This is a genomic window from Pseudomonas sp., from assembly GCF_030696055.1.
Taxonomy (GTDB): Bacteria; Pseudomonadota; Gammaproteobacteria; order Pseudomonadales; family Pseudomonadaceae; genus Aquipseudomonas.
On record NZ_JAUYNP010000304.1, the window covers coordinates 36171 to 52607 of the forward strand.

The 16437-nt window shown below is 66.1% G+C and carries 16 protein-coding genes; 14 read left to right on the plus strand and 2 right to left on the minus strand.

Features of this window, described 5'->3' with window-relative positions; genetic code table 11:
* Positions 1–51 precede the first annotated feature (51 nt).
* Entirely contained in the window at positions 52–357 is a 306-nt protein-coding gene (locus Q8Q83_RS18400; RefSeq protein ID WP_305625573.1) for a non-heme iron oxygenase ferredoxin subunit, read from the plus strand.
* Between the two features lie 150 nt (positions 358–507).
* Here the strand turns inward: Q8Q83_RS18400 and Q8Q83_RS18405 are convergent, their stop codons facing one another.
* Positions 508–1635, minus strand: coding sequence for a GlxA family transcriptional regulator (locus Q8Q83_RS18405; protein WP_371132435.1), 1128 nt, complete (start codon positions 1633–1635; stop codon positions 508–510).
* Between Q8Q83_RS18405 and Q8Q83_RS18410 the strand changes: the two genes are divergently transcribed.
* From Q8Q83_RS18410 to Q8Q83_RS18455, 10 genes are all read left to right on the plus strand, one after another.
* A complete protein-coding gene (locus tag Q8Q83_RS18410; protein WP_305625574.1) occupies positions 1625–2080 on the plus strand; it encodes a tautomerase in 456 nt (151 codons plus the stop codon). The two genes, Q8Q83_RS18405 and Q8Q83_RS18410, sit on opposite strands and share 11 nt — an antisense overlap.
* 10 nt (positions 2081–2090) lie before the next feature.
* The gene (locus Q8Q83_RS18415; protein WP_305625575.1) at positions 2091–3452 is read left to right on the plus strand and encodes an NAD(P)/FAD-dependent oxidoreductase; all 1362 of its coding nucleotides are present in this window, start codon (positions 2091–2093) and stop codon (positions 3450–3452) included.
* On the plus strand, positions 3449–3838 hold the full coding sequence (locus tag Q8Q83_RS18420) for a GFA family protein (protein ID WP_305625576.1): 390 nt from the start codon (positions 3449–3451) through the stop codon (positions 3836–3838). The genes Q8Q83_RS18415 and Q8Q83_RS18420 overlap by 4 nt, the downstream gene beginning before the upstream one ends.
* 251 nt (positions 3839–4089) lie before the next feature.
* The gene (gene sufB / locus Q8Q83_RS18425) at positions 4090–5538 is read left to right on the plus strand and encodes a Fe-S cluster assembly protein SufB (RefSeq protein ID WP_305625577.1); all 1449 of its coding nucleotides are present in this window, start codon (positions 4090–4092) and stop codon (positions 5536–5538) included.
* Between the two features lie 29 nt (positions 5539–5567).
* Positions 5568–6332 (plus strand): Fe-S cluster assembly ATPase SufC, encoded by a 765-nt coding sequence (sufC, locus tag Q8Q83_RS18430; protein ID WP_305625578.1) that lies wholly within the window; start codon positions 5568–5570, stop codon positions 6330–6332.
* Positions 6329–7714 carry a Fe-S cluster assembly protein SufD gene (gene sufD / locus Q8Q83_RS18435; protein ID WP_305625579.1) on the plus strand — a complete coding sequence of 462 codons (1386 nt, stop codon included), beginning with the start codon at positions 6329–6331 and terminating at the stop codon, positions 7712–7714. Before sufC ends, sufD begins: the two co-directional genes overlap by 4 nt.
* Positions 7711–8985, plus strand: coding sequence for a cysteine desulfurase (locus tag Q8Q83_RS18440; RefSeq protein ID WP_305625580.1), 1275 nt, complete (start codon positions 7711–7713; stop codon positions 8983–8985). The genes sufD and Q8Q83_RS18440 overlap by 4 nt, the downstream gene beginning before the upstream one ends.
* Entirely contained in the window at positions 8982–9437 is a 456-nt protein-coding gene (sufU, locus tag Q8Q83_RS18445) for a Fe-S cluster assembly sulfur transfer protein SufU (RefSeq protein ID WP_305625581.1), read from the plus strand. Before Q8Q83_RS18440 ends, sufU begins: the two co-directional genes overlap by 4 nt.
* A gap of 3 nt (positions 9438–9440) precedes the next feature.
* Positions 9441–10307 carry a putative Fe-S cluster assembly protein SufT gene (gene sufT / locus Q8Q83_RS18450; RefSeq protein ID WP_305625582.1) on the plus strand — a complete coding sequence of 289 codons (867 nt, stop codon included), beginning with the start codon at positions 9441–9443 and terminating at the stop codon, positions 10305–10307.
* Between the two features lie 24 nt (positions 10308–10331).
* Positions 10332–12323, plus strand: coding sequence for a thioredoxin domain-containing protein (locus Q8Q83_RS18455; RefSeq protein ID WP_305625583.1), 1992 nt, complete (start codon positions 10332–10334; stop codon positions 12321–12323).
* 67 nt (positions 12324–12390) lie between these two features.
* On the opposite strand, the gene Q8Q83_RS18460 is transcribed toward Q8Q83_RS18455, so the two are convergent.
* Positions 12391–13251 (minus strand): MurR/RpiR family transcriptional regulator, encoded by an 861-nt coding sequence (locus Q8Q83_RS18460; RefSeq protein ID WP_305625592.1) that lies wholly within the window; start codon positions 13249–13251, stop codon positions 12391–12393.
* Positions 13252–13432: 181 nt separating this feature from the next.
* Between Q8Q83_RS18460 and zwf the strand changes: the two genes are divergently transcribed.
* From zwf to Q8Q83_RS18475, 3 genes are read left to right on the plus strand one after another with little or no spacing between them, the layout of a single operon-like run.
* The gene (gene zwf, locus Q8Q83_RS18465) at positions 13433–14902 is read left to right on the plus strand and encodes a glucose-6-phosphate dehydrogenase (RefSeq protein WP_305625584.1); all 1470 of its coding nucleotides are present in this window, start codon (positions 13433–13435) and stop codon (positions 14900–14902) included.
* On the plus strand, positions 14889–15602 hold the full coding sequence (gene pgl / locus Q8Q83_RS18470; RefSeq protein ID WP_305625585.1) for a 6-phosphogluconolactonase: 714 nt from the start codon (positions 14889–14891) through the stop codon (positions 15600–15602). Before zwf ends, pgl begins: the two co-directional genes overlap by 14 nt.
* Before the next feature lie 19 nt (positions 15603–15621).
* Positions 15622–16296: a bifunctional 4-hydroxy-2-oxoglutarate aldolase/2-dehydro-3-deoxy-phosphogluconate aldolase gene (locus Q8Q83_RS18475; protein WP_305625586.1), complete on the plus strand. Its 675-nt coding sequence runs from the start codon at positions 15622–15624 to the stop codon at positions 16294–16296.
* Positions 16297–16437 lie beyond the last annotated feature (141 nt).

Consider the following 16437-nt stretch of genomic DNA (forward strand, 5'->3'; position numbering starts at 1 on the left):
CTGCGGTCGCGGCCTGGAGCTGCGAGCGGCGGTCGCCCCTGGAGTAGTGCCATGAGTGAATTCGTCAAGGTCGCCCGCGTCGGCGACATCCAGCCGGGTAGCGGCAAGACCGTGACCCTGGGGGCGACCCCCGTCGCGCTGTTCAACGTGGACGGCCAGTACTACGCCATCCACAACAACTGCCCGCACGAGGACGGCCCGCTGGGCGAAGGCACGCTCTGCGGCTGCGTGGTGACCTGCCCGGTGCATGCCTACGAGTTCGACGTGACCAGCGGCGCATGCCTCACTGAACCGGTCTATCGAGTCGAGCAGTTCGAGGTGCGGGTGGACGGCGAGGACATTCTGCTGCGGCTGTAGGCGGGTCGATGCTGCGGAGCATGCGCATATGTCGGTGGACAAGAAAGCGTTGCCCTGCGCCAATCAGAATCACCGCGTAGGGTGGAAAACCGCGCAGCGTTTTCCACTGCGGAGCATCCAGGCTACCTCGCCACCACGACGTCGGAGAGCTCATTCGCTCGACTCGGTCGCCCCACGGCTACGTCCGTCCGAGGCGGCGAATGTCGAAGGCCGAAACTGCCTCGGCGTCGCCCCAACCACCTTGCGCATCATTCGCCTGAGCGCTGTGGCATCGCCGTAACCCACACGCTCGGCAACCTGTTCGACGGTTAGCTTGCTGGTCTCCAGCAGAGTCCGGGCCTTGTTCAGTCGAACGCTTTGCAACAAGGCCAAAGTACTCCGGCCTGTAGCCGCTCGCACATGGCGAGAAAGCGTACGCTCGGAGACGCACAGCTCCGCCGCCAGCTCGCTAATGCTAGGCAGGTTCGGCAAGGCTGAATCGATCCGGGCAGTCAGCTTCGCGATCAGTTCATTGCCATTGGCGAACATCGTTGGCAGCACGAATGGCGCTTGGTTTTGTCGCCCATCGATCAACAACACTCGCGACACGGCATCCGCCAGTGCCACACCGAAACGGGTGCGCAGCAGGTGCAGCATCAGATCGGTTTGCGCCAGTGCGGCGCCCGCTGTCACGAGCGCTCCATCGGCTACCACCATGCGATCCGCATCGACCGTGCAGCGTGGCTCCAAGCGTTGCAGCGCTGGCGCCAACCACCAGGAGGTAGTCGCCTTCCTGCCAACCAGGAGACCTGCCGCCTGAAGCAGGAAAACGGCCGAACATGAGGCTGCAATGGCCCCTCCTGCGCGACCCTGCACCCCAAGGGCTTCGATTGCGCGCTGCGCATCGGGATGCGCGAGACGACTCGCTACGTCGGAAGGATTCTCGAGCCCAAGTCCCGGCACTATCCAGGTAGAGCGATCCGCGCTCACCTCCTTAGGCAAAGGTTGCGCCTGAATGCTCAGACCATTGCCGAGCCGGGTCTCAGGTTGAGCAATGGCGTAGGTGCGCCAACTTGGCTTGGCCACGCCGAGGCGTTCGGCCATTGCCGCGGCGGCCGAGAGCATGTCCAGCGTCACCGCCACGCTCGACGGATAGGCGCCGGACAAAATCAACACGGTGAAATCTACCATGGCTGAAAGCGCTCGAAAGATGTCAAAACAGACGCTGTAAGCCTGGGTCCAGGCGGGCTCCAATACAAGCCCAGATTCACTGACCAGGAAGAGAAAAGTGCCAAACATTCTCGTCAAGATTCCGCAAGGCTCATTCCCCGCCGAACACCGCGCCACGCTCATGCGCAAGCTAAACGACGCCGCCGCAACGGCCGAGCAGATTCCGCAAGACCAGAACAAGCGCTTCTTTTGCTGGGTCGTTGTCGACGAAGTCGAACCGGGCTCATTGACCTGCGGCGCGCTCGACATGACCGCTCAGGTCCTGCCGTGCATCGCAATGATCTACGTGCCGGCGGGGGTCGTGGACGATGCGGCGCGGGCCAGCTATGCCAAATTGGTTCACGAGGCGTTTGTACAGGCCCTGCCGGCGACCGAGAAAAGGCAGCTGGCAACCTCGGTTATGTTGCACGACGTGATCGACGGTACCTGGGGCGCGAACGGCGCTATCTGGAGGCTCCCCGAGCTTGCCAAGGCCTCGGGCTACGCCCATCTCCAAGCACTGGTTGCGGATTGAGGAGCAACAGATGGTCGGACTCTTCACCGGAGTCGAAGGCATCGATGCCGACGACGACCTTAGCGCCGATTCGTACTGCGTTGTAGGAGCTGGCCCTTCGGGGCTGGCCACCTCCAGAGCCCTAACGCGTTTCGACATCCCACACGTGGTCTACGAGAAGCATGCGGATGTGGGCGGCATCTGGGATATCGACAACCCAGGTTCGCCGATGTACCAATCGGCCCATTTCATCTCCTCGAAGTGGACATCGGGCTTCACCGGCTTCCCCATGCCTGAGGAGTTTGCCGACTATCCCCATCACACCCAGATCCTGAGCTATCTGCGCGCGTTCGCCACAGCGTTCAATCTGCGCCGACACATGGTTTTCAACGCAGAGGTCGAGCGCATCGAACCGATCGGCGGCCGCTGGAGAGTGACGCTGAAGGACGGGCGGACGGCGTGGCATCGCGGGGTAATCTGCGCCAACGGGGTCACCTGGCTTGCGGCGCTCCCCACGTGGCCCGGCTCATTCACCGGAGAAATACGGCACTCCGTCAGCTACCGCAGCCCGGCCGAGTTCGAGGGCAAGCGCGTTCTCATCGTCGGGCTCGGCAACTCGGGCGCCGACATCGCCTGCGACGCGGCGCGGCATGCCGCCAGCGCGGCGGTCAGCGTGCGTCGGGGTTACCACTTCCTGCCGAAGCATGTGTACGGCTGGCCGGTCGATGTGCACTTCCGCCGGCCGGACCTCCTGCCGGCGGCGGTAAAAGCCATGGACTTGAGGGCCGGCATATTCGCCATCACCGGCGACACCAGCCGGTTCGGGATGCCGAAACCGGATCACGAATTCGGCCAGGCTCATCCACTGTTAAACACCCAACTCCTGCACCACCTAGGTCACGGCGACATAGAGATTCGGCCAGACATCGAGTGCCTCGATGGTCAAACCGTGGTCTTCAAGGACGGCAGCCGCCTGGAGGTGGACCTGCTGTTGGCCGCGACCGGCTATCAGGTCAAGGCGCCTTACCTGGACGATTCACTCTTCCAGCTAAAAGGGCTGCGGACGATGCAGTACATGAACGTCTTCAATCGCACGCATCACGAATTGTTCACCGTCGGGTCCGCCGAGGTCGCCGCCGGTATCTACCCGTTGATCGAGCAGATGGCCCACCTATTGGCCAGCCACCTGAACGACCGGCTGCGACGACCCAAGGCTGCGCGCGCCTTCGAGATTTACAAGCAGCAGGACGAATTCGATCCTCGTGGCGGTAAGCACTTCGTGGAGTCGGATCGTCACGCCAACTATGTCGACCTGGTTAGCTACAGCGCCCATACCGAGGCGCTTTGCCAGCAGTTCGACTGGCCAATGGATATATTGAGTGAGGCGGTATGAAAGATAGAAAAACCTATCAAGGTTCCTGCCACTGTGGTCAGGTCACCTTCGAGCTGCAAGCCAAGCTTGAGTACGTTGGCGACTGTAACTGCTCGCTGTGCCGCCGCCGGGGAGCGCTGTGGCATTTCGCGTCGCAGCAGGATCTGCGCATCATCAAAGGCGAGAGCGAGCTGACGCTCTATCAGTTCAACAGCATGACCGCGAAGCACTACTTTTGCCGGCATTGTGGCATCCACCCGTTCATCCGCCCGCGCCTAGATCCGAACAAATGGGCAGTCAACCTTCGCTGTATCGATGAGGTCGATCTCTCGTCCCTGCCCGTTCGACGATTTGACGGAGCCAACTGGGAAGCTGCTGCCAAGGCCCTCTATGAGAGCCGCAAGTAGGCGCCTGCGGCCACCCTTGCGGAGGGTGCCGTTTACCCGCGGGGCAATGCCAACACAAACCGCGGTCGACGGCACCTCCGCGACCTACCCGGGCGATTGAAATTGCTTAGTATCTATACTTTGTAAAGAACATACTTGCTAAATGTGGGCTGGGGGGTAATGTATAAGCAATCGAATCGTCCGCCGAATAATCGCTCGGGCCGCAACCGCGCCACCTGAGCGTGGGCGGCCGGAAGGGCGAGGAGGAAGCGATGCGCACCGACAACGCCAAGATCCGCGAACTCAGCAGCCGCGCCTACAAGTACGGCTTCGTCTCCGACTTCGAGAGCGACGCCGCCCCGCGCGGGCTCAATGAGGACGTCATCCGCCTGATCTCGGCGAAGAAGAACGAGCCGCAGTGGCTGCTGGACTGGCGCCTGAAGGCCTACCGCCACTGGCTGACGATGCGCGAGCCGACCTGGCAGAACGTCCACTACGCGCCCATCGACTACCAGGACATCATCTATTACTCGGCGCCCAAGCCGAAAACCCCGGGGCCCAAGAGCCTCGACGAGGTCGACCCCGAGATGCGCGAGATGTTTGGCAAACTCGGTATCTCCCTGGCCGAGCAGGAGCGCCTGACGGGCGTCGCGGTGGACGCCGTGGTCGACTCGGTCTCGGTGGCGACCACCTTCAAGCACAAGCTCGCCGAGGTCGGCGTGATCTTCTGCTCCTTCTCTGAGGCCGTGCAGAACCATCCGGAGCTGGTGCGTAAATACCTGGGCTCGGTGGTCCCTTACAGCGACAACTTCTTCGCCACGCTGAACTCGGCGGTGTTTTCCGACGGCTCCTTCTGCTACGTGCCCAAGGGCGTGCGCTGCCCGATGGAACTGTCGACCTACTTCCGCATCAACGCCGCCGATACCGGCCAGTTCGAGCGCACGCTGATAGTCGCCGAGGAGGGCGCCTACGTCAGCTATCTCGAGGGTTGCACCGCGCCGATGCGCGACAACAACCAGCTGCACGCGGCGGTGGTCGAGTTGGTCGCGCTGGATAACGCCCAGATCAAGTACGCCACCGTGCAGAACTGGTACCCGGGCGACGCCGAAGGGCGCGGCGGCATCTTCAATTTCGTCACCAAGCGCGGCAAGTGTGCCGGTAGCCACTCGAAGATTTCCTGGACCCAGGTCGAGACCGGTTCGGCCATCACCTGGAAGTACCCGGGGGTAATCCTCCAAGGCGACTACTCGGTCGGCGAGTTCTACTCGGTGGCCTTGACCGCCAACTACCAGCAGGCGGACACCGGCACCAAGATGATTCACATCGGGCGGCACACGCGCAGCACCATCCTCTCCAAGGGGATCTCCGCCGGCCATGGGCAGAACACCTACCGCGGCCTGGTGAAGATCCTCAAAGGCGCGACCGGCGCGCGCAACCATACACAGTGCGACTCCCTGCTGCTGGGCAGCCAGTGCGGCGCGCACACCTTCCCCTATGTCGAGGTGAAGAACCCCAGCGCCCAGGTCGAGCACGAGGCCTCCACCTCGAAGATCAGCGATGAGCAGCTGTTCTACTGCCGGCAGCGCGGCATCGGCGCGGAGGATGCGGTGCCGATGATAGTCAACGGCTTCTGCCGCGAGGTGCTCAAGGAGCTGCCGATGGAGTTCGCGGTGGAGGCCCAGAAACTGCTGGGCGTGAGCCTGGAGGGCTGCGTGGGCTGAGGGCCGAGGTTTGAAGGCTGAGGTGAAGCATGCTCGAGATCATCAATCTGCACGCCAGCGTCGAGGGCCGCGAAATCCTGCGGGGCATAACGCTGCGGGTAAACGCCGGCGAGGTGCACGCGATCATGGGGCCAAACGGCTCCGGCAAGAGCACCCTGGCCCAGGTGCTGGCGGGCCATGAGATCTACGAGGTCAGCGGCGAGGTGCGCTATGAGGGCCGGGACCTGCTCGCCATGCCGCCGGAAGCGCGCGCGGTCGCCGGCGTCTTCCTGGCCTTCCAGTACCCGGTGGAGATCCCCGGCGTCGGCAACCTCTACTTCCTGCGCACGGCCCTCAACGCCGTGCGCAAGCAGCGCGGGCTGGAGGAGCTGGATGCGTTGGACTTCCTCGCGCTGGCCAAGGAGCGCATGGCGCTGGTCGAGATGGACCAGAGCTTCATGACCCGCTCCGTCAACGTGGACTTCTCCGGCGGCGAGAAGAAGCGCAACGAGATCTTCCAGATGGCGATTCTGGAGCCCAAGCTGGCGATTCTGGACGAGACCGACTCGGGCCTCGACATAGACGCGCTGCGCATAGTCGCGGCCGGGGTCAACGCGCTGCGGCGCGAGGACCGCGCACTGCTGGTTATCACCCATTATCAAAGGCTGCTCGACTATATAGTCCCGGATCGCGTCCACGTCATGGCCAACGGCCGGATCGTGCAGTCCGGCGGCAAGGAGCTGGCCGTCGAACTGGAGAAGCACGGCTACGCCAGCTTCGAGCAGCAGCCGGCAGCGCCCGGAGCTAGCCCATGAACAGCGCGGCGAGCGTAGCGAACGAAGTGAACGCGGCCTTTCTCGCCCGGCTCGAGCCCAGGACAGACGTTCGGGAATCTGCCCGGCAGCCCGCCTGGCTGCGGGAGCTGCGCCGCGCGGCGTGGCAATGGGTGGCCGAGCAGGGCTTTCCCACGGCCAAGGACGAGGCCTGGAAGTACACGCGAGTCGCGCCCATCCTGGCGATCCCCTTCCAGCCGGCCGAAGCGGGCGCGGGCTGGCATTTGTCCGCAGCGATGGTCGAGCGGCTCGCCGGCGTCCTCTACGACTTGGGCGGCCCGCGGCTGGTCTTCGTCAACGGCTATCTCGCCGCCGAGCTCTCGACGCTCGAGGGGCTGCCCCCGGGGTGCCAGCTGAGCAACCTGGTGGCGCTGCTGCAGGCCGGCGACAGCAGTGCCGAAAGGGGAGCCGACGGCGGGGCGCTCGAAGCCTTGTTCGCGCATTCGTTCCGCGCGCAGCCGCAGGCCTTCACGGCGCTGAATACGGCCCTCGCCGAGGACGGGGCGCTGGTGCGGATTCCCGCCGACACGACAGTCGAAGCACCTATCCACCTGGTGTTCCTCGCGGACGCGGGCGCCACGCCGCTGCTGGTACAGCCGCGCGCCTTGGTGCGGATGGGGGCCGGCAGCCGCGCGACAATAGTGGAAAGCCACCTGGGCAGCGCGGGCGAGGTCTACCTCAGCAATGCCGTCACCGAGGTGGTGCTCGAGGCGGGCGCGGCGCTCGAGCATTACAAGCTGCAGAACGAGAGCACGGCGGCCTTCCATGTCGCGCTCCTCAGCGTGCGCCTGGCCGAGGGCAGCCGCTTGGCCGCGCACTCCTCGGCACTCGGTGGGTTGCTGGCGCGGCAGGAGGTGCGGGTGCTGCTGGAGGGCCCGGGCGCGCAGGTTAGTCTGAACGGCCTGTACCTGCCGCGTGGCGAGCAGCATTTGGACAACCAGACGTGCATCGAGCACCTGGCGCCGCGCTGCACCAGCCGCGAACGCTACAAGGGCGTGATCGACGGGCGCGGGCACGGGGTCTTCGACGGCCGGATCATAGTGCGCCCGGGCGCGATCAAGACCGATGCCAGCCAGACCATCAAGAACCTGCTGCTGTCGGACTCGGCCCAGGCCAACACCCAGCCGCGCCTGGAGATCTTCGCCGATGACGTCAAGTGCGCCCACGGCGCCGCGGTCGGCCAGCTGGATGAGCAGGCGATCTTCTACCTGCGTTCGCGCGGGATCCCCCTGGCGGCGGCGCGGTCTCTGCTGACCTACGCGTTCGCCAGCGAGATGCTGGAGCTCATCCGTCTGGAGCCGCTGCGGGCCCAGGTCGAGCGACTGGTCGCCGCACAGCTGCGCGGCGTGGAGGTGGCGGCATGAGCGAGCTCGAGAGCAGTCTGCAGACGCTGCCCAAGCAGTTCGACCGCGCGGCGGGCTACGACGTCGAACGCGTGCGCCAGGCGTTCCCGATCCTGGCGCAGCGGATCTACGGCAAGCCGCTGGTCTACCTCGACAGCGCCGCGACCAGCCAGAAACCGCAGGCGGTCATCGATGCGATGTCGCGCTTCTTCCTGCAGGAGAACGCCAACGTGCACCGCGGCGTGCACTACCTCTCGGTGCGCGCCACCGAGGCCTACGATCAGGCGCGGACCAAGGTCCAGGGCTTCCTCAACGCCGAGCACTTCGAGGAGATCGTCTTCGTTCGCGGCACCACCGAGGCGGTCAATCTGGTGGCGCAGACCTATGGCAAGACTCATCTCCACCCGGGCGACGAGGTGCTTATCAGCGCCATGGAGCACCACTCGAACATAGTGCCCTGGCAGATGCTCTGCGAGCAGAGCGGCGCCCGGCTGCGGGTAGCGCCGATCGACGACGCCGGCGAACTGCTGCTGGATGAGCTGGAGCGGCTGATCGGGCCGAGGACCAAGCTGGTGGCCGTTGCCCATGTGTCGAACGTGCTCGGCACCGTCAACCCGATCCGGCGCATAGTCGAGCTCGCCCACGCAAGGGGCGCGCGCGTGCTGGTGGACGGCGCCCAGGCCGCCCCGCACCTGAAAATCGACGTGCGCGCGCTGGGCTGCGACTTCTACGCGCTGTCGGGGCACAAGATGTACGGCCCCACCGGCATCGGCGTGCTCTACGGTCGCCGCGAGCTGCTCGAGGCGATGCCGCCCTACCAGGGCGGCGGCGACATGATCCTCTCGGTCAGTTTCGAGAAGACCCTCTACAACAAGCCGCCGTACCGCTTCGAGGCGGGCACGCCGAACATGGCCGGGGCGATCGGCCTAGGCGCGGCGATCGATTTCCTCGGCGAGCTGGGGCCCGCGGCCATCGCCGCCCACGAGCAGGCCGTGCTGGCCTACGCGCAGCAGGCGCTGGCGGCGGTGCCCGGGCTGCGGCTGATCGGCACCGCGGCGGACAAGGTCGGCGTGCTCTCCTTCGTCCTCGACGGCATCCATCCCCACGACATCGGCACCATCCTCGACCGCGAGGGGATCGCCATTCGCACCGGGCACCACTGCGCCCAGCCGCTGATGCAGCGCTTCGGCTTGGCCGCCACGGCCCGCGCCTCGCTCGGCTGCTACAGCAGCGAGCAAGACATCGATGCGCTGGTGGCCGGCCTGGCCAAGGTGCAGGAGCTGTTCCGATGAATGGCGAGCTGCGCGACCTCTACCAGGAGGTAATCATCGACCACGGCAAGCGGCCGCGTAATTTCCGCCTGCTGGAGGGCGCGACCCGCACGGCGGAGGGCTTCAATCCGCTGTGCGGCGATCAGCTCAGGGTCTATGTGAAGCTCGCCGACGGGGTGATCGAGGACATCGCCTTCCAGGGCGCCGGCTGCGCCATCTCCCAGGCCTCGGCGTCGCTGATGACGCTGGCGGTCAAGGGGCAGACGCCTGCGCAGGCGCTGGCGCTCTTCGCCCGCGTGCACGCGCTGCTCACCGAGGGGCCGCATGCCCTTGAGCCGCCCGCAGAGCTGGGCAAGCTCGCGGTGCTCTCGGGGGTCTGGGAGTTCCCGGTGCGGGTCAAGTGCGCCACCCTGGCCTGGCACACGCTGCGCAGCGCCCTCGAAGGGGGTGATGCGCCAGTCTCGACGGAGTAAGCCATGGCAACCGATCAGCCCACTTCCGATATTCCCAGCCTCCCCAGCATTCGCCTTAGCGACTCGGCGCGGCGAGTCTTGCGCGATGCCCTGGCCGAGGGCAGCGGCGACTGGGTGCGGCTGAGGATCGACGAGCGCTTCGCCCATGAGCTGCTGTTCGGGCCCGGCGCCGAGGGCGATATCGCCGTCGCAGCGGACGGCCTGACCCTGTTGCTCGATCCGGCGAGCGCGCGGCGCGCCGATGGCCTGGCCATCGACTTCGTGCAGGACCTGCGCGGCGCCGGCTTGCGCTTCGACAACCCCAACCAGCCGGGCCGCCCCCAGCGGATCGAACTCAAGAGGGATTGCGCGGCCACCCTGATCCCGCGCGGTGAGCGGCTGCAACTGGCGCGGGGCGAGTGGGTGGTCGTGACCCAGGCGCTCGGCGGCAGCTTCACGGTCAGGACCGCCGAGGGCCAGCTGGCGCGGATCGCCGGCGGCGATGCCGACGCCTTGGGGCTGGATGCTCGCCAGGGGGGGCAGCCCCAGGCGAGCGGCCAGCCGGCGGAGGCCGGAGCCTTCGACGTCCAGCAGGTGCTCGACATGCTGCGCACCGTCTACGACCCGGAGATTCCGGTCAACCTGGTCGACCTCGGGCTGATCTACCGGTGCGAGGCGCAGCCGCTGGAAGGCGGCGGCCAGCGGGTCGAGATCGAGATGTCCATGACCGCACCCGGCTGCGGGATGGGCGACGTGCTGAAGGAGGAGGCGCGGGCCAAGGTCCTGGCGCTCCCCGGCGTCACCGAGGTCGAGATCGAACTGGTCTGGGAGCCGCCCTGGGAGCAGAGCCGCATGTCCGAGGCGGCCCGCCTGCAGCTCGGTCTGTTGTGAGCAAGCCAGTGTGAGGAGCCAGCCATGAGCAATCGACTCGCCAACGAAACCTCGCCCTACCTGCGCCAGCATGCGGAGAACCCCGTCGATTGGTATCCCTGGGGCGAGGAGGCGTTCCGTCGTGCGCACGACGAGGACAAGCCCATCCACCTGTCGGTGGGTTATGCCGCCTGCCACTGGTGTCACGTGATGGCTCACGAGTCGTTCGAGAACCCGGAGGTCGCGCGCTTGATGAACGAACGGTTCATCAACATCAAGGTCGACCGCCAGGAGCGGCCCGACCTCGACGACATCTATCAAAAAGTCGTGCAGATGCTGGGGCAGGGCGGCGGTTGGCCGCTGACGGTGTTCATGACCGCGCAGCGCGAGCCGTTCTTCGCCGGCACCTACTTCCCGCCGCAGGCGGGCTACGGCAGGTCCGGATTCGCCCAGCTCCTGCGCGGGCTGAGCGAGGCCTGGCAGAACAACCGTGGGGCGCTGCGGCAGAACGTCGAGCAGTTCCTCAAGGGTTACCGCGCCATGGAGGCGCGACTGCTGGAGGGTGAGACGCCGCCGGAGCAAGACCAGCCGGCCGCGGCCGCACGGCTGTTTGCCGAGAACACCGACCGCCTGCACGGTGGCCTGGGCCAGGCGCCGAAGTTCCCCAACCCGGCCTGCCACGACCTGGTTCTGCGCCTCTATCAGCGCCTGCGCGAGCCGGACTTGCTGCGCTCCCTGCAGCTGACCCTCGATCAGATGGCGACCGGCGGGCTCTACGATCAGCTGGGCGGCGGCTTCGCCCGCTACTGCGTGGATGAACGTTGGGCCGTGCCGCATTTCGAGAAGATGCTCTACGACAACGGCCAACTGGTGAAGCTCTATGCCGACGCCTATCGCGCGACCGGCCAGCCTGCCTGGCGGCGCGTGTTCGAGGAGACGATCGGCTATATCCTGCGTGACATGACCCATCCCGAGGGCGGCTTCTACGCCAGCGAGGACGCCGACAGCGAGGGTGAGGAGGGCAAGTTCTATGTCTGGACCCCGGCGCAGGTGCAGGCCGTGCTCGGCGAGGCGGACGCTGCGCTGGCCTGCCGCGCCTACGGCGTGAGCGCGGCGGGCAACTTCGAACATGGCAGCACCGTGCTGTACCGCGCGGCCGCGCTGGACGCGGAGGAAGAGGCGCAACTGGCGGGGCTGCGCGACCAGCTGCTGGCGGCGCGGGCCCGGCGCGTTCGCCCGGGGCGCGACGAGAACATCCTCACCAGCTGGAACGCGCTGATGATCCAGGGCCTCTGCGCCGCCTATCAGGCCACGGGCACCGCGAGCCATCTGGACGCCGCGCGTCGCGCCGCCGACTTCCTGCAGGACCACCTCTCCACCCCCGAGGGCGGCCTGTACCGGGCCTGGCGCGAGGGCACGGCCAAGGTGCCGGGCTTTCTCGAGGACCATGCCTTCCTCGCCAACGCGCTGCTCGATCTCTACGAGTGCGACTTCGACCGGCGCCATCTCGAACGGGCCACGCAGTTGGTCGAGCTGATCCTCGAGAAGTTCTGGGAGGACGGCCTCTACTTCACCCCCAGCGATGGCGAGCCGCTGGTGCATCGGCCACGCGCGCCGCACGACGGTGCCTGGCCCTCGGGCACCTCGAGCAGCCTGTTTGCCTTCCTGCGGCTATTCGAGCTGACCGGCCGCGAGCTGTACCGGGAGCGCGCCGAGCAGGTGTTCGCCATGTACCGCGCCGCGGCGGCGCAGAATCCCTTCGGCTTCGCCCATCTGTTGGCGGCGCAGGACTTCGCCGAGCGCGGCCCGCTGAGCATCGTCATCGCCGGCGAGCGCTGCGCCGCCCGCGCCTTGGCGATGAGCCTGCATCCGCTCTACCTGCCGGCCCGCGTCCTGGCCTTTGCCGAGGATGTGCCCATAGGCGCCGAGCGGTCGCCGCTCGCGGGGCAGGCCAGCGCCTATGTGTGCCGCCATCGCAGCTGCGAAGCCCCGCTGACCAGCGCCGCGGCACTGGTCGCGCGCTGCCTGGCAGACTGACGCAGCAATAGCAGCTGGCCGCATTTCCTCGCGAGGAGGGGCGCCTGCCGATGCGACAGGTGCCGGGTTAGCTCGGCTCTTCGTCCAGCGGATAACGGCTGGCGTTCAGGCTTTCCTTGATCTTGCGCAGGTGCGGCTGGAAGTCCACGCCGCGGCGCAGGGTCATGCCGGTGGCCAGCACGTCCAGCACTGTGAGCTGGATGATGCGCGAGGTCATCGGCATATAGATGTCGGTGTCTTCCGGCAGCGGGATGTCCAGGCTCAGGGTGCTGGCCTGGGCCAGGGGCGAGCCGGCGGCGGTCAGGCCGAGCACCGAGGCACCGTTTTCCCGGGCCAGGCGCGCCACTTCCACCAGCTCGCGGGTGCGCCCGGTGTAGGAGATGATCACGAACAGATCGCCGGTGTGCGCCACCGAGGCGAGCATGCGTTGCATCAGCACGTCGGAGTGCGCGCTGACCGCGAGGTTGAAGCGGAAGAACTTGTGCTGCGCATCCAGGGCCACCGAGGCCGAGGCGCCGAGGCCGAAGAAGTGGATCTGGCGGGCCTGGATCAGCAGGTCGACGGCGCGACTGATCATCTGCGGATCTATGCTCTGGCAGGCGCTGTCCAGCGAGGCGATGGCGCTGCCGAAGATCTTGCGGGTATAGGCTTCCGGGGCGTCGTCGGCTTCCACCGCGCGGCTGACATAGGCCGCGCCGCTGGCCAGGCTCTGCGCCAGTTGCATCTTCAGTTCGGGATAACCGCCGACGCCGAAGGAGCGGCAGAAGCGGTTGACCGTGGGCTCGCTGACCTGGGCGGCTTGCGCCAGGGCGGCAATACTCAGGCGAGTGGCTTGCTGCGGGTTGTGCAGTATCACCTCGGCGACTTTGCGTTCGGCCTTGTTCAGGCTGTCGAGTCGGCCCTGGATCTGTTCCAGAAGGTTTCGCACGCGATCCATGGGTTTTCCTTAGGCGGGCGTTAAAAGTGCTGGCCTATCCTACTGATGGGGCCTGTTGGCCACCACTTTAAAGTAGCTTGTGGAAAAATGTTGTTTTTATTACTACATTAGCCCTTGATAAATCCCGGATGACCGGGTATTTCTAGGGCAACTTGATAAAAGAACAAACATCATGCCTTCGATAATTGTGGAATCCTGCACTTTTGCCTTGTTTGGCGCCCTGGGCGATCTGGCCCTGCGCAAACTGTTTCCGGCGCTCTATCAGCTCGATCGCGCGGGCTTGTTGCATGCCGATACGCGGATTCTCGCCCTGGCCCGGGACGCGGGCGAGGCGCAGGGCTATCTGCTGCAGATCGAGCAGCAGCTGCGCCGCCATGTGCCGGCCCAAGAGATAGACGAGGCCGTGCTGCAACGCTTTCAGGCGCGCCTGAGCTACCTGCAGATGGATTTCCTCCAGGCCGCCGACTACGACGCCCTGGCCGCGCAGGTGGGCGGCAGCGCGCAGCTGATCGCCTACTTCGCCACCCCGGCCGCGGTCTATGGCGGCATCTGCGCCAACCTGGCGCGGCTCGGCCTGGCCGAGCGCACCCGCGTGGTGTTGGAGAAGCCCATAGGCCATGACCTGGAGTCTTCGCGGGCGGTCAACGACGCGGTGGCCGAGGTCTTTCCGGAGACGCGCATCTACCGGATCGACCATTACCTGGGCAAGGAGACGGTGCAGAACCTGATCGCCCTGCGTTTCGCCAACAGCCTGTTCGAAACCCAGTGGAACCAGAACCATATCTCCCACGTGGAAATCACCGTGGCGGAGAAGGTCGGCATCGAAGGCCGCTGGGGCTACTTCGACCAGGCCGGCCAGCTGCGCGACATGATCCAGAACCATTTGCTGCAACTGCTCTGCCTGATCGCCATGGACCCGCCCAGCGACCTCTCCGCCGACAGCATCCGCGATGAGAAGGTCAAGGTGCTCAAGGCCCTGGCGCCTATCACCGCCGAGCAGCTCAGCCAGCAGGTGGTGCGCGGCCAGTATGTCGCCGGCAGCAGCGATGGCAAGGCGGTGCCGGGTTACCTGGAGGAAGAGAATGCCAATGCCCAGAGCGACACCGAAACCTTCGTCGCCCTGCGCGCCGATATCCGCAACTGGCGCTGGGCCGGCGTGCCCTTCTACCTGCGTACCGGCAAGCGCATGGCGCAGAAGCTGTCGCAGATAGTGATCCACTTCAAGGTGCCGCCGCACTACATCTTCGACCCCGAGCAGCGCCAGTTGGTGGGCAACAAGCTGATCATCCGCCTGCAACCGGACGAGGGCATCGCCCTGCAGGTGATGACCAAGGACCAGGGCCTGGACAAGGGCATGCAGCTGCGCAGCGGCCCGCTGCAGCTGAATTTCTCCGACACCTACCGCAGCGCCCGGGTGCCCGATGCCTATGAGCGGCTGCTGCTGGAAGTGATGCGCGGCAACCAGAACCTGTTCGTGCGCAAGGATGAAATCGAACATGCCTGGCAGTGGTGCGACCAGTTGATCGCCGGCTGGAAACGCCTGGGCGATTCGCCCAAGCCCTATGCCGCGGGCACCTGGGGGCCCATGGGCTCGATCGCCCTGATCACCCGTGATGGGAGGTCCTGGTATGGCGATCTCTAAGCTCGACTTGCCCCAGGGTGTATTGGCGCACAGTCACGCCAACCCCCAGGTGCTGGCCGAAGAGCTGGCCAAAACCGTGGCCGCCGCGCTGCGCCAGGCCATCGAAACCCGAGGCCACGCCACCCTGGTGGTGTCCGGCGGACGCAGCCCGGTGGCGTTTTTCGAGGCCTTGGCGCAGCAGCCGCTGCCTTGGCCGCAGGTGCTGGTGAGCCTGGCGGACGAGCGTTGGGTGCCGGTCAACCATGCCGGCAGCAACGAGGCGCTGGTGCGCCGGCATTTGCTGCGCGGCCCGGCCGCCGCGGCGCGTTTTCTCGGCCTGTACCAGGTGGCGAGCAATCTGCAGCAGGCCGCCGAGCTGGCCGACCAGGCCCTGGCCGAGCTGCCGCCGATCGACGTGCTGGTGCTGGGCATGGGCGATGACGGCCATACCGCTTCGCTATTTCCCGATAGCCCGAATCTTGCCTTGGCCCTGCAGGCCGATTGCCCGCGCCGCGTGCTGCCGATGCAGGCGCCCAGTGCGCCGGCCCAGCGTCTGAGCCTGACCTTGCCGCTGCTGGCTGGCGCGCGTCTGCCGTTGCTGGCGATCCAGGGCCCGACCAAGCTGACCACCCTGCGCGCGGCCCTGGCCGGCGCCGAGGTGGCGAGCATGCCGATTCGCGCCTTGCTGCATTCCCCCCTTGAGATCTACTGGTGCCCTTAGGGCCGAAGGACCCGTCGACATGACCACGACCCTGAACACCCCGCAGGCCCGCATGGCCGAGAAGATCGCCCAGATCGACAGCCTCTGCGCCCGTGCGCGGATCATGCCGGTGATCACCATCGCCCGCGAACAGGACATCCTGCCGCTGGCCGATGCCCTGGCCGCCGGCGGCCTGACGGTATTGGAAATCACCCTGCGCTCGGTGCATGGCCTGACTGCCATTCGCCTGCTGCGTGAGCAGCGCCCGCAGCTGTGTATAGGCGCCGGCACCGTGCTGGACCCGACGATGCTGGCGGCGGCGATCGAGGCCGGAGCGCAGTTTATCGTCACCCCGGGCTCGACCGCCGAGCTGCTCCAGGCTGGGCTGGAAAGCCCGGTGCCGCTGTTGCCTGGCACCGCCAGCGCCTCGGACATCATGCTCGGCTACGCCCTGGGCTACCGCCGCTTCAAGCTGTTTCCCGCGGAGGTCTGTGGCGGCACCGCGGCGCTCAAGGCCTTCGGCGGACCCTTTGCCGAGGTGAAGTTCTGCCCGACCGGGGGGATCAACCCCGGCAATCTGCAGCGTTATATGGCCCTGGCCAATGTGATGTGCGTCGGCGGCACCTGGATGTTCGACAGCGAATGGGTCAAGCAGGGTGACTGGGCGCGTATCCAGCAGTGCAGCAGCGATGCCCTGCAGTTGCTTAACGGCTAAGAACCTGCCTCGGATCTGCTGCGCGTCGGCGATACTGCGTTAAAAACAGCCTCGGAATGCTCATTTACAACCCGGTGTGTCCGCTTCCTCGGCTGTTTTTGCCTTGCCTCGCTCTAGCTCGCGAGATCCGCAACAGGTTCT